The sequence below is a fragment of the Planococcus dechangensis genome (genome assembly GCF_042654465.1).
In the GTDB taxonomy this organism is placed as follows: domain Bacteria; phylum Bacillota; class Bacilli; order Bacillales_A; family Planococcaceae; genus Planococcus; species Planococcus dechangensis.
This window is the reverse complement of the sequence record NZ_JBHSGL010000005.1, coordinates 1,710,362-1,728,165: the sequence shown is the minus strand read 5'-3', so window position 1 is coordinate 1,728,165 and position 17,804 is coordinate 1,710,362. Positions and strand designations below refer to the sequence as shown.

20 protein-coding genes and 1 riboswitch are annotated in these 17,804 nt (G+C 46.2%); of the genes, 10 read left to right on the top strand and 10 right to left on the bottom strand.

Features of this window, described 5'->3' with window-relative positions:
* Positions 1-6: 6 nt before the first annotated feature.
* Positions 7-240, top strand: a complete 234-nt coding sequence (locus tag ACFO5U_RS11680; protein ID WP_377279242.1) for a hypothetical protein — start codon at positions 7-9, stop codon at positions 238-240.
* Between the two features lie 81 nt (positions 241-321).
* Here ACFO5U_RS11680 and ACFO5U_RS11675 read toward each other — a convergent pair whose 3' ends face one another.
* Positions 322-1,215: an SDR family oxidoreductase gene (locus ACFO5U_RS11675; protein ID WP_377279241.1), complete on the bottom strand. Its 894-nt coding sequence runs from the start codon at positions 1,213-1,215 to the stop codon at positions 322-324.
* 275 nt (positions 1,216-1,490) lie between these two features.
* Between ACFO5U_RS11675 and ACFO5U_RS11670 the strand changes: the two genes are divergently transcribed.
* The 4 genes from ACFO5U_RS11670 to ACFO5U_RS11655 all read left to right on the top strand — a co-directional run bounded on the left by ACFO5U_RS11670 (position 1,491) and on the right by ACFO5U_RS11655 (position 4,570).
* Complete coding sequence (locus ACFO5U_RS11670; RefSeq protein WP_377279240.1) at positions 1,491-2,342, top strand: mechanosensitive ion channel family protein; 852 nt, start codon at positions 1,491-1,493, stop codon at positions 2,340-2,342.
* A gap of 231 nt (positions 2,343-2,573) precedes the next feature.
* Positions 2,574-2,867, top strand: a complete 294-nt coding sequence (locus ACFO5U_RS11665) for an RNA polymerase sigma factor (protein ID WP_377279239.1) — start codon at positions 2,574-2,576, stop codon at positions 2,865-2,867.
* 289 nt (positions 2,868-3,156) lie between these two features.
* On the top strand, positions 3,157-3,813 hold the full coding sequence (locus ACFO5U_RS11660) for a potassium channel family protein (protein WP_377279238.1): 657 nt from the start codon (positions 3,157-3,159) through the stop codon (positions 3,811-3,813).
* A gap of 151 nt (positions 3,814-3,964) precedes the next feature.
* Positions 3,965-4,570: a dihydrofolate reductase family protein gene (locus ACFO5U_RS11655; protein WP_377279237.1), complete on the top strand. Its 606-nt coding sequence runs from the start codon at positions 3,965-3,967 to the stop codon at positions 4,568-4,570.
* Between the two features lie 17 nt (positions 4,571-4,587).
* On the opposite strand, the gene ACFO5U_RS11650 is transcribed toward ACFO5U_RS11655, so the two are convergent.
* A complete protein-coding gene (locus ACFO5U_RS11650) occupies positions 4,588-5,130 on the bottom strand; it encodes a GNAT family N-acetyltransferase (RefSeq protein WP_377279236.1) in 543 nt (180 codons plus the stop codon).
* 313 nt (positions 5,131-5,443) lie between these two features.
* On the opposite strand from ACFO5U_RS11650, the gene ACFO5U_RS11645 reads away from it, so the two are divergent.
* The 3 genes from ACFO5U_RS11645 (at position 5,444) to ACFO5U_RS11635 (ending at position 7,182) form a co-directional block, all read left to right on the top strand.
* Positions 5,444-5,941, top strand: a complete 498-nt coding sequence (locus tag ACFO5U_RS11645) for a GNAT family N-acetyltransferase (protein WP_377279235.1) — start codon at positions 5,444-5,446, stop codon at positions 5,939-5,941.
* Positions 5,942-5,968: 27 nt separating this feature from the next.
* On the top strand, positions 5,969-6,721 hold the full coding sequence (locus ACFO5U_RS11640; RefSeq protein ID WP_377279234.1) for an SDR family oxidoreductase: 753 nt from the start codon (positions 5,969-5,971) through the stop codon (positions 6,719-6,721).
* A gap of 182 nt (positions 6,722-6,903) precedes the next feature.
* Positions 6,904-7,182, top strand: a complete 279-nt coding sequence (locus tag ACFO5U_RS11635; protein ID WP_465264076.1) for a WapI family immunity protein — start codon at positions 6,904-6,906, stop codon at positions 7,180-7,182.
* A 33-nt stretch (positions 7,183-7,215) separates the two neighbouring features.
* On the opposite strand, the gene ACFO5U_RS11630 is transcribed toward ACFO5U_RS11635, so the two are convergent.
* A complete protein-coding gene (locus tag ACFO5U_RS11630; RefSeq protein ID WP_377279232.1) occupies positions 7,216-7,998 on the bottom strand; it encodes an ABC transporter permease subunit in 783 nt (260 codons plus the stop codon).
* Entirely contained in the window at positions 7,991-8,893 is a 903-nt protein-coding gene (locus tag ACFO5U_RS11625) for an ABC transporter ATP-binding protein (protein WP_377279231.1), read from the bottom strand. The genes ACFO5U_RS11630 and ACFO5U_RS11625 overlap by 8 nt, the downstream gene beginning before the upstream one ends.
* A 138-nt stretch (positions 8,894-9,031) precedes the next feature.
* Between ACFO5U_RS11625 and ACFO5U_RS11620 the strand changes: the two genes are divergently transcribed.
* Positions 9,032-9,598, top strand: coding sequence for a TetR/AcrR family transcriptional regulator (locus tag ACFO5U_RS11620; protein ID WP_377279230.1), 567 nt, complete (start codon positions 9,032-9,034; stop codon positions 9,596-9,598).
* 108 nt (positions 9,599-9,706) lie between these two features.
* On the opposite strand, the gene ACFO5U_RS11615 is transcribed toward ACFO5U_RS11620, so the two are convergent.
* The 6 genes from ACFO5U_RS11615 to ACFO5U_RS11590 form a co-directional block, all read right to left on the bottom strand.
* Positions 9,707-11,038: a TrkH family potassium uptake protein gene (locus ACFO5U_RS11615; RefSeq protein WP_377279229.1), complete on the bottom strand. Its 1,332-nt coding sequence runs from the start codon at positions 11,036-11,038 to the stop codon at positions 9,707-9,709.
* Position 11,039: 1 nt separating this feature from the next.
* Positions 11,040-11,705 (bottom strand): potassium channel family protein, encoded by a 666-nt coding sequence (locus ACFO5U_RS11610; RefSeq protein WP_377279228.1) that lies wholly within the window; start codon positions 11,703-11,705, stop codon positions 11,040-11,042.
* Positions 11,706-11,778: 73 nt separating this feature from the next.
* Positions 11,779-11,927: riboswitch (cyclic di-AMP (ydaO/yuaA leader) on the bottom strand.
* Positions 11,928-12,057: 130 nt separating this feature from the next.
* Positions 12,058-13,713 (bottom strand): alkaline phosphatase, encoded by a 1,656-nt coding sequence (locus tag ACFO5U_RS11605; protein ID WP_377279227.1) that lies wholly within the window; start codon positions 13,711-13,713, stop codon positions 12,058-12,060.
* A 274-nt stretch (positions 13,714-13,987) separates the two neighbouring features.
* Complete coding sequence (locus ACFO5U_RS11600) at positions 13,988-14,833, bottom strand: GAF domain-containing protein (RefSeq protein ID WP_377279226.1); 846 nt, start codon at positions 14,831-14,833, stop codon at positions 13,988-13,990.
* A 255-nt stretch (positions 14,834-15,088) separates the two neighbouring features.
* Complete coding sequence (locus tag ACFO5U_RS11595) at positions 15,089-16,309, bottom strand: MFS transporter (protein ID WP_377279225.1); 1,221 nt, start codon at positions 16,307-16,309, stop codon at positions 15,089-15,091.
* A gap of 117 nt (positions 16,310-16,426) precedes the next feature.
* The gene (locus ACFO5U_RS11590) at positions 16,427-16,750 is read right to left on the bottom strand and encodes an ArsR/SmtB family transcription factor (protein WP_377279224.1); all 324 of its coding nucleotides are present in this window, start codon (positions 16,748-16,750) and stop codon (positions 16,427-16,429) included.
* 170 nt (positions 16,751-16,920) lie between these two features.
* On the opposite strand from ACFO5U_RS11590, the gene ACFO5U_RS11585 reads away from it, so the two are divergent.
* Entirely contained in the window at positions 16,921-17,682 is a 762-nt protein-coding gene (locus tag ACFO5U_RS11585) for a Nif3-like dinuclear metal center hexameric protein (protein WP_377279223.1), read from the top strand.
* Positions 17,683-17,804 lie beyond the last annotated feature (122 nt).

Below are 17,804 nucleotides of genomic sequence, written 5' to 3'. Positions count from 1 at the left end.
GATAGTGTGAACCGGGATTATTTCGATGTCTTTGGGAACGGCCTTGCCATTTTCTATTTTTTGATGGTCGTTCCGCTAGCCATTGCCCTATGGGTGCAAGTCTATAAAGGCATATGGCGGTTGGATGTCGGAAAAGTTTCCAAAATCATCATGATGGGTTTATTTGTCCCGGTGACTTTGATGATTTCTTTCGTCGGTTTCTATGCACACATCTTGTTTTACTATGGATTTGCGCCGTGAAATGGCTGTGGACAACAGAAAAAACTTGCTGCACCGGTATCGGCGCAGCAAGTTTTTTACTAGTGAGTTGAATGTCTTTGTTTAGGCAGTCGTCATGCCGCCTGTGATGCTGTAGATCTGCCCTGTGACGTAACTTGATTCGATAGAAGCCAAGAAGACATAGACAGAAGCAAGTTCTGCCGGCTGTCCTGCGCGGCCGATCGGCGTCTCCGGTGTGCCCTTGCCGAATTCCGGGATGTTTTCCTGCGGTTGTCCGCCGGAAATTTGAAGAGCTGTCCAGATTGGGCCTGGCGCGACCGAGTTGACGCGGATGCCTTTGTCCGCCAGTTGTTTGGACAAGGATTTCGTGAAGCCGATGATAGCGAATTTCGTTGCTGAATAATCGAGCAGCATCGGGCTTGGGTCAAATCCTTCCACAGAGCTCGTCGTGATGATCGACGCGCCTTCTGGAAGATACGGCAGCGCTGCTTTCACTGTCCAGTACATGGAAAAGACATTGACTTGGAATGTTTTTTCAAGTTGTTCTGTCGGAAGGTCGGCAATGTCTTTGACGGCTTGCTGCTTGCCGGCCACCAATGCCAAAATGTCCAATCCGCCAAGCTCAGCGTTCGCTTTTTCCACCATTTCCTTATTGAACGCTTCATCGCTCAAGTCGCCGGGGATCAACACAGCTTTGCGGCCTTCTGCTTCGATCAATTGTTTTACTTCATCGGCATCAGATTGTTCCGCCGGCAAATAGTTGATCGCTACGTCTGCACCTTCTCTGGCATAGGCGATTGCTGCGGCACGGCCAATTCCGGAATCGCCCCCAGTGACTAGCGCTTTGCGGCCTTCGAGTTTGCCGGAGCCTTTATACGTTTTTTCGCCACAGTCCGGCACAGGCGTCATTTGGTTTTGTACACCAGGCGCTTCCTGGTATTGTTTCGGAAAATCTTCTGTCGTATATTGTGTTTTCGGGTTTGGAATGTTGGGCATTTATATCTCTCCTCAGTTTGGTAATAGTTGGTTTCTACCTTTATCTACCACTTGCGGGCGAGCTCAAACCTGTTTGAAAAATGTAAGCGCTGCATGTGAAAAAGTTATTTTATCGCATTGAAAATAATGTGGTTTTGTACCTTGCCTATTTTTTGAGCGCAGCTGTGAAATGAAACAAGCCCTCCATCTATGTTATAAAGAAACAGGAAAATACATAGGCCTTGCGCGGATATTCGGCAGTAGCGCCGGCACCAGAATGGAAAGGATGATTTTTTTTGTTGGATTTTGCGAGTTTCAATTGGGAAGCATTGCTTCTGGATGCGGGAATCATTGCCGCTCAAGTTATCGGGATTTTGATTGCATTTGCTATCGTCAGGGCGATCGGTAAAAAGCTGATCAACCGTTCATTCGATAGGCTGACGAAAAAAGGCGATGTGACGAATGGCCGCGCGTTGACATTGCGTGCCTTGTCGGAAAATGTGTTTTCATACGCATTGATTTTTATTTTGGTCGCGACTCTTTTCAATATTTTCGGGCTTTCTGTAGCAAGTCTCATTGCTGGGGCGGGAATCGTCGGGCTCGCGATCGGCTTCGGGGCTCAAGGCCTCGTCAGCGACGTGGTCACTGGTTTCTTCCTGCTGTTGGAAAAACAGATTGATGTGAATGATTTTGTCACGGTCGGTGCCATCGATGGCATCGTCGAATCGGTCGGCTTGCGCACGACGCAAATACGCAGCTTTGACGGGACGCTAAACTATATCCCGAACCGTGACATTACGACCGTCAGCAACCATTCGCGCGGCAATATGCAGGCGCTTGTGGATATCGGCGTGTCCTATGATGAAAATATCGACGAAGCGATGGCGGTCGTGCAAGCAGCTTGTGAGGGTGTGAAAATGGAAGAAGGTATTATTGTGGAGGCACCAAAGGTCATTGGCGTGCAAGCTTTGGGGACCTCCGATGTGACCTTGCGCATCATTGCAAAAGCGAAAAATGGCGAGCAATGGGCCGTCGAGCGTGAATTGCGCAAAACAATCAAAGAAGCATTGGATGCGAACGGCATTGAAATTCCGTATCCTCATCAAGTCAATATTCATAAAGGAATCGGCAATCCGGTCCAATCGTAGTCTATCGCGCTTTAGATAGTGTCGATGAACGGAACGGGGATGCGTGACACTAATGAAGGAGTTGTACAAAAGTCGCTTGGCGATGATTTGTGCAGCTTTTTTAATGGAATACTCTTAGAAAAGATCAGAAAGGATTCTTTGTGTAAACCAAAAAATTATGTATTTTTTTGTTAATCAAAGTTTCTTTTTTTCTTCTTGTGGGTATTTAGTTTAAGGAGAAAGAGGTGCTAAATGACTACGGATGGCCAATTGATTGAAAGATTGCATTTTAAAGATCCTACTGCCCTGGAATTAATATATGATCAATACCATCCGTTGTTATGGAACATCTGCTCTCGAGAATTTGCCGATCCGGTAATTTGTGAACGTATCCTGAGCGGCATTTTTCAAAAGCTATGGCAAAAACCACAAAAGTTTAGCGGTGAAAGACGCTTGTTATTTTATTTAATCATATGCTTGAAAGAGGATATACACATAGAAAAACAGGCATTATGCGGACTTCGAGGCGAAAAAACCTGCAGTTAATGATTGCGTTTTAGCCGGTCCCTCGGCAGATCAAAAAATCACATTCAAAATTGATGCATACAAAAGGGTGACTTCATTGAAGTTATCTTTTTTTATATATTTTTGGAGCGGAAAAGGATGAACAACGATGTGTCCTAAACTACTAAGAAAATATGAGAAAATGTTGACAAGGGAACTTAACATGCGTAGTTTTTAGAGTATTAAAAACAAACGGCAAGATGAAATTGAAGAGCTTTTTTTCTTGCTGGGGGATTTTGCTTTGATGGGGAAATAGAGAAGAGGGAATAACTTGAAAAAACAATTTGTAGTAATTGGTTTGGGGAGATTCGGCAGCAGCATCTGCAAAGAGCTGTTTAAGCTTGGGCATGATGTCATGGCAATCGATTCATCTCCGGAGCGCGTGGATGCCATCCGCAATTTCGCCTCTCACGCCGCCGTGGCGAATGCGACGGACGAGATGAGTTTGCGTGAACTCGGCGTGCGGAATTTTGAGCATGCCGTGGTGGCGATCGGCGATAATTTGCAGACCAGCGTATTGTGCACATTGATGCTTAAGGAAATCGGCATTCCGATTGTCTGGGTCAAAGCGAAGGATTTGCAGCATCAAATGATTCTTGAAAAAGTGGGAGCGGATCGCGTCATCCAGCCCGAAAGAGAAATGGGCATCCGCATCGCCCACCACATGGATTCGGAAAAAGTTATCGATTATATCGATTTGTCCGAAGACTATAGCATCATTGAACTCGTGGCTTCCAAAAAACTTCATGGCCAGACTTTGCTGGAATTGGATATCCGTGCGAAATACAAATGCACCGTTTTGGCCATCAAGCGCGGGGAAACGGTGAACGTTGCGCCGATGCCGGAAGATGGGATCGAATTGAAGGATATATTAGTCGTCATGGGCCATCGCAATGATTTAAAGCGCTTCGAGGAAAAAGGGATTTAAAAAAGATGCCCATTGCGTGCAGTGCATGGAGTAGGGACCAGACAGGAAACTTGAAAGAAAACCGCTTTAATAGAAGCGGTTTTTTATATGGAATAGGGATGGGCTGATATGCAGCAGGAGAATGCCCGGTGAGGAGGGAAATAGTTAAACCATGGGACAACAGCGGGTGGCGCAATCCACCAGCAAAAAGAATGGAGACTACATCATGGCAAAGGTCTGTTTTGGAATGATCATGTCGCTTGATGGATTCGTCAACGACCGGGGCGGAAAACTCGACAAGCTTTATGAAAGTTTCGAGCCGAACGCGGAAATCGAAGCGACCATGGCCAATACCGGTTCTGTCATCATGGGGCGCAAGACGTTTGAAATGACTCCGGATGTCGATGCTTATGCCGATAATTACGAGTTTCAAGTGCCGATATTCGTCTTGACCCATCATCCGCCGGCGAAGCATCCAAAAGAAAATGAAAACTTGACCATCACCTTCGTGACCGACGGCGTCGAAAGTGTCGTCCGACAAGCCAAAGCCGCAGCAGGCGAGAAAGACGTCGTAGTGCTGGGTGCGGACGTCGGCCAGCAATTATTGCGGGCGAAACTTGTAGAGGAAGTGCAAATCGCGATCGCCCCAATGCTTCTCGGAGCAGGAACACGGATGTTCGACCATTTAGAAGACTTGGAGATCAAGCTGGAAAAAGTGCGGGCCATCGAAACAAGCCAGCAAATCGAAGTCTATTACAAAGTGATCTACCCGCGCTAGGAAACGATGCTCGTGTGTCAGTTTTCATTCGAAAGAATCGCAAACACTTGGTGGTCTTCCCAGCGGCCATTGATTTTCACGCCTTGTTGTTCGATACCTTCTTTGTGGAACCCGGATTTTTCCAAAACACGCATCGAACCGATGTTGGTTAGCATGACACCGGCTTCCACGCGGTGAAGTTTTAAATGACGAAACGCAAACTCGACGGCCAACGAGACGGCTTCGGTCGCATAGCCTCTGCCGTTATATTCTTGGTCCAGTGAATAGCCAAGCAAAGCCCGCTGGAGTGCGCCACGCGCAATGCGGGCTAAGGTGACATCACCGATTAATTGCTCATCGTGTTTTGAAAAGATGCCAAAGGTGTATTGTTGGTCTTCTAATCTTTGCTTGGCACAATGATTGATATAGTCCTGCTTGGAGTCCAATGTGTAAAAATCAGCCCCGAAAGTCGGTGCGTATTGCTGGAAAAAATCACTGTTGCGTAGCTGCAGATCGAGCAATGCGCTGGCATCTTTGTCTTCAAGAAAGCGGATGAAAATATGTTCTCCGGTCAATTCCATAACAAATCAGCTCCCTTATAATGTTGGTTCATATATAGAAGGTTTGAGAATTGGTTATCTTATGAGGAAACGGCTTAAACAGTGCAAAAGAGCAGGCCGCTATCTTATTATAATTCAATAACGACCTTGTAAGTATCGCGCTAGCTTCGTTTTTATAAAAAGAGAAAAGCTATTCTTGGCTGAACATGTTGCGATTAAATAAAAGCTAGTGATTATTGAGCTAACAACTTGCGTCTTCAGCTCCATTATTTCCCCGGAAATAATGGAGCTGAAGAAACGTGGAACGCTTTTTTAACAGAATAGGAGTGTAACTGTGATTAAAATTCGAAAAGCTGAAAGCCGCGACGCAGAACAGATCGTGCAGGTCATTAAAAACGCTGAGGATTCAGGATACATGATGTTCAATCCAGGTGAACGGCAAATTTCAGCCGAATCGTTCGTAAAGTTCATCGATGTGTTGAATGCTAATGAAAAGTCAGGCGTTTTTATCGCGTGCGAAGAACATCAAGTTCTAGGATACCTGATTGTTCAACATGAAACCCCCCAGCGAATTTCACACCGCGCTTATATTGTAGCGGGTGTCTATAGCGATAGCCGCGGAAAAGGTGTCGGAAAGGCATTGTTTTCCCATATGATCTCTTGGGCAAAATCTGTCCAACTGCACCGCTTGGAGCTAACGGTGATAGCAGAAAACACATCAGCAGTCGCTTTGTATCAGAACATGGGGTTCGAAATTGAAGGCGTGAAGCGGGATTCGCTGCTCGTCAACGATGGTTATGTGGATGAGTATTATATGGCAAAGCTGCTTTAATAAGCTGCATAAAAGGAGGCTATCAGCATGGCGAAATCCAAAAGCATTGCATTGATCACCGGCGTCAGCAACGATACCGGAATCGGAGCGGCCGTATGCCGGAAACTGGCACAGCAAGAAAAGGATATTTTCTTCACCCATTGGCAGGCAGAACCGGCTTTTCCAGAGCGCTTCCGTTCTGAAATCATGGATCTGGGCGTGTGTTGTGAGTTTGCGGAGGTCGATTTGCAGCAGCACGACGCCGAAACGGCTATCCTAGCGCATGCAACAAGCGCCATCGGTTTCCCGAATATCCTTATCAATAACGCGGCACATTCAATCGATTCCAACTATATGGAGCTGACCGGTAAGGTCTTGGACGATCATTATATGGTAAATATGAGAGCGACGTTTTTATTGTCCACAGAGTTCGCGAAAGGATTTCAGCAGACTGGCCGAAACGATGGGCGCATCATCAATTTAACCTCCGGGCAGGAGCAGGGGCCGATGCCAGGAAACTTGGCGTATGCCGCAACAAAAGGCGCGATTTCTGCATTCACTTCCTCTTTGTCCGCAGAAATCGCGGAACTGGGCATCACAGTGAACGCCGTCAATCCAGGACCGACTGACACCAATTGGATGGATGACAACATCCGGGATTATTTGCGGCCGAAGTTCGGCTTAGGGCGCATCGGTAAGCCGGAAGATGCCGCGAACCTCATCGCGTTTTTTGCCAGTGAAGAAGGCGGCTGGATCACCGGTCAAGTGATTCATTCAGAAGGCGGGTTTTTAAGAAGTTAAAAGTTTGTATAGAAAACAGGCTGCCGAAAATGAACATCCACTTGCTGGGGGAACAGGAACAAATCAAAATAACCAAAGTAAAAAGAAGTTATTTAGCTTCAGTGGACTTTTGGGACGCTAATTGGCTGGATACGGAAATCACCATAAAAATCCCTGGATACTCTGCTCATTTTGACACGTAATTGAGGACAGATGAATTCAGGGATTTTTGTAAACAGTTAAAGAACATGAATGACAAACGAAAAGGAAAAGCTGAATTGACTTCAATGGAAGGAGTTATTGAGGTGCAATGCCGGACAAATTTACTTGGACGAATTGCTTGGCAAGCAAAAACCCAGTACCCCTCCGGAACCGGAGCGGTGCTCACTTTCGAGTTTGCTTCGGACCAAAGCTATTTGTTGCTCTTGCTGAGAGAGTTGGAAAATATTTTGGCAAGCTATCCCGTAGTTGGCACATCCTAATGCTCATTCTTCTAGCATTAGAATTAAAACTCTTTATAAGGGAAGATCTTTTCTGTTAAAGACTATGATGCCAAGAATATGCAAAGCCAATGCGAGCCCGGCAAGGACGAGCAGTTGCACGCCATAACCATCTCCTGAAATGATTGCGGCAGAGTCGAATAGCGTGACGATTGTCGCGTTTTCGAGTATTTCCAAACTTTCATTCATGCCGGCGAGCATATTCGCCGCAAAGAAAAATACCGTCAGTCCAGCGCCAAGGGCCAGCGAATGACTGGAGCGGTTGAACAAGCACGAGGCAAAAAAAGTAATTCCGCTGATAGCCAAACTTAACAACAAGAAGCCTAAAGTGAGTATAGAAAAGGTTTGTATAGGCAGTTCACCTGGCTGAACCAATTCTGCCACGCCAACCCCTACGAGAAACACCAATGCAAACATTGCCGTTAGGGAAGAGATGAAGTAGACAGAGCTCGTAAACGTATACTGGGTTCTCGTAATTGGAGTGGAAAGATGGTAGGCCATGCTGCCTTTGTCCACTTGGTCGGCCACCAATTTGTTTCCTATCATAACGCAATAAATCATCGCGAAAATAAGGGCGAAGTTGCCGAAATACTGATTGGCGACAAAGGCGATCAATGTGGAAATATCACCTAAAGGATTCACGGGTGCATCCATATTAGTTTGGGCGATATCATTCATCGTCTCAGGGGTAAATACACTCATGACAATGCCGATTAACACCGAAAGGGCCGTCGCAATGATCAAAAAGGATCTGTAGTTTGTTTTCACCAAATGGGCAAATAAATTCGGGTTAAACATGATCATGTCCTCCCTTATAGAAGTTCATAAACGAATCTTCTAAAGAATGTTTTATTTCACGGAGCGCTGCCACTTCGCGTTTTGCAAGAGCGCGCAGCAACATATTCAATTGATGGTCATCTATGTCGATGACGATGTGCAGGGTATCCTCATAGGCTTCGCGAATATGAAATTCCTCTTGCTGGATCGAATGGAAATCGTGCAGGCTTCGGAAGCTGATTTTGAAAGTGGTTCTATCAAACTTCTTCACACTTTGGGCATCCATCACCGAAATCAAGCGACCTTGCTTAATCATGGCAATCCGATCGCACGTCCCTTCAATTTCTTCGAAGAGGTGGGAGGACATGAGAATGCTTTTGCCCTTTTGCTTTTCCTGGTGGATCAGATCTACAAATACGGATTGCATGAGGGGATCAAGTCCGGTTGTAGGTTCATCCAAAATCAGGACTTTGGGGTCGTGCATAAACGCACACACAATCCCTACTTTCTGTTTCATCCCTTTGGACATTCGCTTTATCTTTGCAGAAGGATCCAAGTCGAACATATCGACCAATTCCTCGGCTTTTGCTGTGTCGCGAATACCGCGCATCTTGGCGGTATGTTGAATGAGTTGTGTGCCGGTCATATTCTCCGGGAAGGCGATTTCTGCAGGCAAATATCCGAGATTTTGCTGAATTTTTTTTGCTTCGCTCCAGCAGTCCAATCCCAAGATGGCAGCTCCTCCGCTTTGCGCTTTGGTGAATCCTAGTAAATGACGTATGGTTGTAGTTTTCCCTGCACCGTTAGGACCCAAGAACCCAAACACCTCGCCTTCTTCGATTTGCAGCGAAAGATCAAAGACTCCTTTTTGATTGCCGTAATCCTTTGTAAGCTTTTCAATAATTATCGTCGTCATGATAACATCACCTGCTCATTCATGTTTATTTTTCCGACAACGTGTCGTATGATTTAATTGTATGGCGGACTTATCTTCCCATCAACCGACAGTTTATCCGAAATGTCGGATTTTGAAATCGAACAGGAGGGAGCAGAGATGAAAAAGAATTCAGCGGTGGCTGCCCAAACAAAACAAAATTTAACCGATGCTTTCTGGGACATCTATTGCAATAAACGAATCGAAAAAATAACGATTAAGGAAGTCACCGTGAAGGCGGGATATAACCGTTCCACTTTCTATGAATACTTTACCGATGTGTATGATGTTTTAGAGCAGCTGGAAGACACCTTAATTTCCAAGCTTCAGGAACTCCCCGTGCAACAGCTGTCGTCGACCGATTCTGCCTTTTCATTTGAAGCGCTGATCAATGTGTATGTGCAACATAGCAAATACCTCGCCGTCTTACTTGGTGATCACGGAGACCCGGCTTTTCAAGCCAAAACCAAACGCAGCATGAAACCTTTGATGAAAGAGGTGTTATTGAAACAAGGGGCAAAAGACGATTTCGAACTGGACTATACCCTGGAATATGCCTTGTCGGCGATGATTGGCGTATTGAGCTATTGGTTTAACCAAGAGCATGCACCGCCGCTTGAAAATCTGATGGAGTTATTGGGACGGCTTTCAACTGAAGGGGTGATGAAGAATCCCGATGGTCGATAAAAGCTTTTGTTGTTGAGCCGTTTCAGCAAAAATGAGGCATGAAAAAAAGCAGCACCGCAGAAACAGATCTGCGGTGCTGCTTTATTGTGTAATTGGCTGGTATAAGATTCACCCTGTAAAGACATCGCCTTTCGGGTGGCTGACCGGTTCCCGATGTTGGCGTGCCAGTGCAAACGCCAAGGTGACCGGGCCGATGCGGCCGATAAACATGAGCGCCATGATGACCAGCTTGCCGACGCTGGATAATTCACCGGTCAAGCCCATCGACAAACCGACGGTCCCAAAAGCGGAAAACGCTTCGAAGATGATCCATTCGAATGGCGCACTTTCGGTATAACTCAAAATGAGGATCCCGATAAAGATGGCAGACATGCTGATGAAGACAATCGCCAGTGAACGTTCCAGCAAGTGGGAAGGAATAGCGCGTTTAAAGATGACGGCTTCTTTTTTTCCGTTAAGGTGAGCAGCGACCACCAATAGGATGACAAAAAAAGTGGTCAGCTTGATGCCGCTCCCGGTCGAGGCGCTGCCCGCACCGATGAACATCAATAAAGTAATGAGCACGATAGAGCCGGTTTCCATACTGCCGATATCCAGTGAATTGAATCCCGCAGTCCGCGGCGTCACCGCTTGGAAATACGAAGCCCATAGCTTGTCGCCAAGAGTCAGCGAGCCGAGCGTCTGCATATTGCTGTATTCCGAAACGAACAGGAACAACATGGCGATTATATTGACGACGAGTGTTCCGACCAGCATGATTTTGGAATGCAGCGACAAGTGGCGAAAGTCCTTGGTGGTCCACATATCATATAAGACGGTAAATCCGATGCCGCCGGTGATGAATAATAAGGTGATGATGATATTGACGGTTGGATCGCCGACATAGCCCATCAAGGAATCATCCCACAATGAAAATCCTGCATTATTGAAGGCAGACACCGAATGAAAGATGCTAGTGTAAAGTCCGACTCCCCAGCCGTGCTCCGGGACCCAACGGATGGCTAAGAACACGGCCGCCAAAAATTCAATGGCAAACGTGAAGATGAAAATGGTGCGGACAAGGCGGATCATGCCGCCCAGAGAGTATTGGTTAAACGACTGCTGAATCAAGATTCGGCCCCTCAAGCCGATTTTCTTCCCTAGAAGCATGACGATCAAAACAGCGAAAGTCATCAATCCGAGCCCGCCGATCTGCATGAGCACCATAATGACGGTTTGGCCGAATAAAGTGAAATCATTTCCCGTACTGAGCACCACCAGTCCCGTCACCGTAGTAGCGGAAGTGGCAGTAAACAAGGCATCAAGAAAAGAAATTGGATCAACCGTCGAAATGGGCAAATACAGCAAAACTGCGCCGAACAAAATAGTAATCAGAAAGGTGATGGACAGTACTTGCGGTGGAGATATATGGATTTTCTTAAGCAAATAGGATTTTTTCATCTTATAGGCCCACTCGATCAAAGCGGTGAATGCTTTTCTTGGTGCCGAGTACAGTAAGGATATCCCCGGCTTGCAATGTATCTGCTGGCATCGGAGAGATATTCAGTTGTTCACCTCGTTTGATGGCCAGCACCGTCACGCCAAACTTGGGGCGGATGTTCAATTCATTTAATGATTTATCATTTACTTTGGGAGTAGCCAGCAATTCCGTAATGCTATAGTCGGCAGAAAGGTTAATCGAGTCGACAATTTTCTGTGAGCCTAAAGTTTCGGCGATCTTTTTTCCCATCTCAATCTCGGGTTGCAGTACTTGTTCGACCCCGATTTTCATCAGCACTTTTTGGTGATAACGGTTTTGCGCTTTGACATAGATTTTGGGGATTTCCAGGTCTTTCAAGATTAGCGTTGTCAGTATGCTAGTCTGGATATCTTCGCCGATTGCGACAATGACATGTTCGAAATTGGTAACGCCTGAACTTTTCAATGCGCGCTCGCTTGTCGAATCCAATTGAAGGGCGTGTGAGGCGAATTCCGCATATTCCGCGACTTTTTTCTCGTCCAGATCAATTGCGAGTACATCATGTCCCATTTGGTGCAGTTCTTTACAGACGCTTCCTCCGAATCTACCTAATCCGATCACTGCAAACTGCTTCTTCTTCCATCCCATCTGTTCTTCCACTCTTTTCCGTTAAAATTGAGCACAAAAAAACCATTTCAAAGAAACGGTCTGAGATAGACCTTTTCTCTCTTTTCTACGCTTACGGAGTTAGCTGCCGGATTAGGGATGGAGAGTACCCCTTCTTCAAATTGAAGATTCACCCCGAGATCATATTGCGATCAAATTGGTTCCCCCGTACAGAATTTCATTCTGTCTCAGCGATATTAAAAGGTGGATTCTGTTGTACAAGCTAAAATATACGCTTCTATTCGAAGAAGTCAATAGCATTTCATCACCTGTAATAAAAGATAAAAGGCTTTCTTCCAGCATAATCTCCTGGAAGAAAGCCTTTATACCATTTTTATTTTGAAAGATTTAATGCTTCTTTCGAGACGTAGAAATCTTTTCCGTTGTAGACGGTGACTCCTTTAAGTGTCTTTTCGGATATCTTATTGTTCTTGGTGATGTGGGCGATGTTTTTATTGATCGGTAATTCGATGCTGATTTTGTTCTTTTCCGCGATAAAGACCGGATTGTTGGCATCCGTTACATCGATGCGTGTCGAATAGCCTTTTTGTTCAAAAGCTTGTTTGGCATTGACGAACAACTCATCGCTTGTCTTTTTAAGGTCGAAATCCATGAACTTTGCCATCGTTTTAGCGATGTCGGTATTGTCTACAAGACCGGACGGTTTGCTCGGGCCGTATGCGTACAAGAAGACGTCCTCGCCGGTATGGCCGCTAGTGGAGTAGCCGATATTGGCACGCTGTGCAAGCATGTGGGCCATATCTGCCTGCAGTGATTTCGATTGCTTCAATTGATCCAGTTCTTGATCGGTTAAATCGTCCAAGCCATATAGCTCAGCAGCTTTTTTCATATTTGAGCGATCCGGCTTCAAGGATTTCAAGGCTCCTTCAACTGTCATCGTCGCTTTTTTCAGCGGATCGATATAAGTGGATACAGGAATTTCAGGGTAGTTGGAGTTGGTGTTTTCATTGCCCATAGTAATGCCGCTGTTGCCGTGGTCGCTGACGGCGATGACCATCGTATTGCCATCAGCTTTCGCGAAGTCGATGGCTTCTTTTACCGCGGCGTCAAAAGCGAGTACGTCGCTGATGATTCCGATGGTGTCATTGCCATGCGCTGCCCAGTCCACTTTGCTGCCTTCGACAAATAGGAAGAAGCCGTCTTCGTCTTTCGACAAGGTATCGATGCCTTTTTTCGTCATATCTGCAAGGGAAGGCTGCTCAGGATTCGTCGTTTCGCGGTCGAAATCATAGGCCAAAGCCGATGGGGCAAATGCTCCCCATAGTTTATCGGATGTCGAGTTCACTAACTCATCTTTCGATTCAACGAAGTCGTAGCCGTTTTCATCAATCACATCAAGCAAGTTTTCCCCATCGACACGTGCATTTTTAGCCGTTCCGGGAGCCAGTGATTGTTTTCCTCCACCAAGGACGACGTCGATGCCTTGATAGACTTGTTGCTCGGCGATGTCCTGGTAGTTGCTGCGGTGCGTCGCGTGTGCTGAGAATCCTGCAGGTGTGGCGTGTTGGATTTCGGAAGTGGAGATGATACCTGTCGCTTTGCCGAGCATTTGGGCGCCTTCGAGTACATTTGCAACCGGTTTATATGCGTCGGCCGGATCGACCGGGTCTTCACCAGGCGTGTTGACGAGTTCAGGGAGCAGGCCGATGACTTTGTCATTGGATTTATTGCCGGTGGCAAGTGCTGTCGCAGCAGGAGCCGAATCGGTGATGGCGGATTCCGCCGAATGGGTTTTCATGCCGCCGACTAAAATCTCATCCATCGCCAGGTCATTGCCTTTATACCAACGAGCTAGTGTGGTCGCGCCCGCGCTCGTTCCGTCCATGACCATCATGATGACATTGGTCGGTTCGTCTTTCTTATTCTTCGCTTCGGTGCTCGTATTGTGCAGCCCTAAACTTAATGAAGAAAAGGCGACAGCGGCAGCGATGGTAATCCCGGCCGTTTTCTTTTTCATGTTTTGGTTCATCAATTGATCGACTCCCTTGAAAGTAGTTTCAGCAACTTGCTTGCCGACTCCTATAATAGAGCATGACTGTTTCAAGGGTGTTGAGGCTTCATGAAGATACTGTAAAAATAATGTAAATTTAAATGGAAAATATAAACATTGATAAATAAAGAAATTTCAATTCACATTGGTGAAGTGTTCCGGTCGAAATAATGGTCTTGTGCAAATTGCGCTTTTCCATCAGCCGTAACAAAAAAGGAGCGCATGCCTACACGGCATACGCTCCTTTTTCCGGTTATTTTTGCAATTGATAACCGAGTTTGTTGAGCGCCGATTCGATATCGGTGACGTAGTCGGTTTTCAGCTGCGACAGCTGTTCGCGGGCGTCCTGCATTTGCACGAGCCTCGGCGGCAAGCCGGTCATCATCACTTGCACGCCCATGACGTTGAGGCCAGACACCAAGTTCTTCAAGAGGTCCGGAAAGCGGTTTTCCAACAAGGCAAGCTGCGACAGATCGATGACAAATGAATGGATGCCTTTGTCTGCTGCATAATGTAAGGTTTCCTCCATGATCTTGCTGGAGCGCTGTTCATTGACATTGCCTTGGAGCGACAGAATCGCCAAGCCTTTTTTGATCGGAATGATCGGCACGCTGATGAGTTCGATGTCCGCGACCGTACTGTCCAAATGAATGATGTATGACAACACTTCTGCCATGCTCTTCAAGAAGTTGATATCTTTGTCAGTGAAGTTTTTTTCTTCTGGGTCCATGACGCATAATGTACCGAAAATATTGCCGTGGAAGTCACGCAGCGTCACGCCCAAAAACCCTTTGACATCCAACTCTTCAGTGACATCAAGGTTTTTCGTTAACTTGAATTTGCCGAGATTGTGCGTATGCATCGTCTCGTGATCACTTTGGAGGATCAAACGGCAATACGTGCCATCGTAATCGACCGAATAACCTTCCGGGATGATGTAATGGTCTTTATTGAATGAACTGATGACGTCCATGGCTGTCGGACTACGCTGTGTGACATAAGCGGTATTGACGCCGAGTTCATCACTGATTACTTGAAACAATTTATAGGATACGGCTTTTAATGCATCGTGGTTTGGCTGTCTTCTTAATTGTTGCATAGTTGCTGATTCCTCCTCAATGGCTATTGGCGGGGACCATAATTAATTTGATGTAAGCTAAGCATCCTGAAATCCCCGTTTAGCCAGGACTTGGATATTAAAGTACTGATCCAATTCCTTATTATGAACGTGGTTCAGCGATAGTGTCCAATACATAAAGAATACCCGTTAATCCAAAGCATTAACACTGTCCTTAAGTGAATGTTAGCAACCCCATCTAATTTAGATTCAGAAAGCGAGCAACTATAGCTTTAATCAAGCCTCGACAGTGGACTCGGCAAGCGCATCTTTTGAATCAAGGCGGTAGCTGAGGGACGCGAGCCCTGCTGCGGTCAAAGCACACAATCCGCCGACCCAAGACAGATGGACATATCCGCCGTTTGCGACAACGTAACCGCCGAGTGTCGCACCGAGTGCAATGCCGACGTTGACCGCAACAGGCGTCAGCGATGAAGCGAAATCTTTCGCCGCCGGGAAATAAACCGTCGCCAAATTCATCAAATACATTTGGATGGTGGCGTTCATCGCATAGATCATTACTGCCATCAGCATCAGGCTAATGAGACCCGCGAATGTAGTGCCCATCGTAAAGAACAGGGAAGTTAAAATGATCGCCTGCACGATGAAGACATAGCGCAGCTTGCTGACGCCATTGTTGCTGGCAATCTTTCCGGCCAGCACATTGCTGAGGATCGAGAAGGCGCCGTAACCGAGTAGAATGGCACTGACGTAACTTGTCGGGATTCCCATGCCGTCTTGCAGGATCGGCGTGATGTATGTGTAGATTGTATACGTGCCGGCAATGGAGAAAGTTGGGATGAAGAATGCCAAAATCATCCGCGGATTGGCCAACAAGCCGAGCTGATCCTTGGCCGAAGCTTTTACCACTTTCAATTTGCGTGGCAAGATGAAGATGGCCAACATCAAGCTGATGACACCGAGCAAAGTCGTGAACCAAAATGTCAGCTGCCAGTTGCCGAGCTGTCCGATCAGTGTCCCTAAAGGAACTCCGATGACATTGGATATCGTAAAGCCGGCGAAAATCAATGCGATGATCGCGCCTCTTTTGTTTTCAGGCATGATGTCGCTGGCAATGCTCATCGACAAGGCGACCAACACACCGCTGACGACCGCCGTAATGACGCGGGAGAAAATGAGCAGTTCATAGGATCCGGATAAAGCGCTAATAATATTACCGATGATGAACAATACGATCAAGGTCAACATCAGCGGATATTTTGGAAAGCGGCTGACAAAGGCAGTAAGTAAAGGCGTCCCGATGGCATAGGCGATGGCGAAGCCGGACACAAGTGTGCCTGCGACAGCGAGGCTGATATTCAAGTCGGTCGATATTTCCGCGAGCAGGCCGACGATGACGAATTCGCTCGTTCCCATGACAAAGGTCAAAAGCGTCAATGTGAACGCCAAGAATTTCTGTTTCGTGCTGAGCAATTGTTTCGGTAAAGCTGTGTCCATAATAAATTCACTCCAAATTTTTAATCCATTGTATGGGTATGCATCGATATGTACATGGTCATATAGAAATATCTAAAATTATCGATATAAGAAATCAAAAAAAGACAGTGGGCAATCTCAAATTTCTTCATTGATGAACTTTGAAATCTTTGCCAATGTCTCTTCGTTGCGTCTATAATACGTCCATTGCCCGTGGCGCACGGCTTCGAGCAGGCCAGCTTTTTGCATAAGCGACAAATAATGCGACACGGTCGATTGAGATAAATTCACTTTTTCTTGAATATCGCCGACACAGACGCCGCCTTTAATGCTGACCTCCTTAGGCAAATGCGCTTGCTGCACCGGGAAATTCTTCTCGGGTTCTCTCAACCACTTCAAGATGTTCAGGCGGGTTTCGTTTGATAAGGCTTTGAATATATCTATCACTTTTAAATTTTCCATGGGGCTATCTTATATCGAATATGTTCGATATGTCAAAGGGTTTAGCTGCAAGATCTTTCAATCCCCCTTGATCTCAGCAGTTAAATGCTAGGCAGAGGGGACAAATGGGGCTTTAGCTTTCGCAAGAATATGGTAAAATCAAGAAAAAACAGAATAGTGGGGCATTTATTATGAATTTGGATGAATTTGAACTAGCGATTCACAAGCTTTTTGGTGAGGAGTTATTGAAAGAAAAAGATGAATACGGCTTTACGAGCACTTCGAATGACGCCATCAAAAAAATTGGCTACGCAACGAATTTGTCACTTAAGACGGTGGATCTGGCCATCAAGCACGGTGTTGATTTAATGGTGACGCATCATGATGCCTGGGATTTTTTACAAGGATTGCGCGAAGCTTGTGTCGAAAAGTTGGAAAAACATCATATCAGCCATTTTTGGATTCATGCGCCGCTGGATTTCGTCCATTTCGGCACGTGTACATCGTTGATGAACGAGTTAGATGTCGATGAGATCAAACAATATTCTTCCTATAGTGAAGCGGGCGGAGAACTGCCGGGCATCGCTGAATTTTCAGCGCCTCTGGAGTTTGGGCAGTTGACGGAAAAAATGCGGGCAAAATTAAAAGAGCCGGTGCGTGCATGGAAAAACAACGACAAGCAAATCAAACGGATCGGCGTCTTAACGGGTGCGGGCCATTCCTCCATGCTGATCCAACGGGCACTCGACGCAGGCTGCGATACCTACATCACCGGTGAAGCGACGCTTTATTCGATCCAGTATGCGCAGTATGCGGGGATCAATTTACTGGTAGGCAGCCACACGTTTACAGAAGTGTTCGGTGTGGCAACCTTAGTAAAGAAAATTGCCGAACTGAATCCGGGTCTCGAAACACTCGAGTTGATCGAAAGTCATTTTGAGTTGAATCATTGATAGAGGTGGAATTACTTTCGGTCTTATCTGTATCAAATTGAACGTAAAAAATTGTTGTTAGGTGTTCTTCAACCGGGGAGTGGGAATGGTGAAAAGCTTCATACTTATTAATAACAAACGGA

What these genes read in the sequence shown, in the direction of transcription:
- ACFO5U_RS11675 (WP_377279241.1), bottom strand. Translation starts at nt 1,215, where the DNA reads ATGCCCAACATTCCAAACCCGAAAACACAATATACGACAGAAGATTTT.
- ACFO5U_RS11665 (WP_377279239.1), top strand. Translation starts at nt 2,574, where the DNA reads ATGACTACGGATGGCCAATTGATTGAAAGATTGCATTTTAAAGATCCT.
- ACFO5U_RS11655 (WP_377279237.1), top strand. Translation starts at nt 3,965, where the DNA reads ATGGGACAACAGCGGGTGGCGCAATCCACCAGCAAAAAGAATGGAGAC.
- ACFO5U_RS11650 (WP_377279236.1), bottom strand. Translation starts at nt 5,130, where the DNA reads ATGGAATTGACCGGAGAACATATTTTCATCCGCTTTCTTGAAGACAAA.
- ACFO5U_RS11640 (WP_377279234.1), top strand. Translation starts at nt 5,969, where the DNA reads ATGGCGAAATCCAAAAGCATTGCATTGATCACCGGCGTCAGCAACGAT.
- ACFO5U_RS11630 (WP_377279232.1), bottom strand. Translation starts at nt 7,998, where the DNA reads ATGTTTAACCCGAATTTATTTGCCCATTTGGTGAAAACAAACTACAGA.
- ACFO5U_RS11625 (WP_377279231.1), bottom strand. Translation starts at nt 8,893, where the DNA reads ATGACGACGATAATTATTGAAAAGCTTACAAAGGATTACGGCAATCAA.
- ACFO5U_RS11620 (WP_377279230.1), top strand. Translation starts at nt 9,032, where the DNA reads ATGAAAAAGAATTCAGCGGTGGCTGCCCAAACAAAACAAAATTTAACC.
- ACFO5U_RS11615 (WP_377279229.1), bottom strand. Translation starts at nt 11,038, where the DNA reads ATGAAAAAATCCTATTTGCTTAAGAAAATCCATATATCTCCACCGCAA.
- ACFO5U_RS11610 (WP_377279228.1), bottom strand. Translation starts at nt 11,705, where the DNA reads ATGGGATGGAAGAAGAAGCAGTTTGCAGTGATCGGATTAGGTAGATTC.
- ACFO5U_RS11605 (WP_377279227.1), bottom strand. Translation starts at nt 13,713, where the DNA reads ATGAACCAAAACATGAAAAAGAAAACGGCCGGGATTACCATCGCTGCC.
- ACFO5U_RS11600 (WP_377279226.1), bottom strand. Translation starts at nt 14,833, where the DNA reads ATGCAACAATTAAGAAGACAGCCAAACCACGATGCATTAAAAGCCGTA.
- ACFO5U_RS11595 (WP_377279225.1), bottom strand. Translation starts at nt 16,309, where the DNA reads ATGGACACAGCTTTACCGAAACAATTGCTCAGCACGAAACAGAAATTC.
- ACFO5U_RS11590 (WP_377279224.1), bottom strand. Translation starts at nt 16,750, where the DNA reads ATGGAAAATTTAAAAGTGATAGATATATTCAAAGCCTTATCAAACGAA.
- ACFO5U_RS11585 (WP_377279223.1), top strand. Translation starts at nt 16,921, where the DNA reads ATGAATTTGGATGAATTTGAACTAGCGATTCACAAGCTTTTTGGTGAG.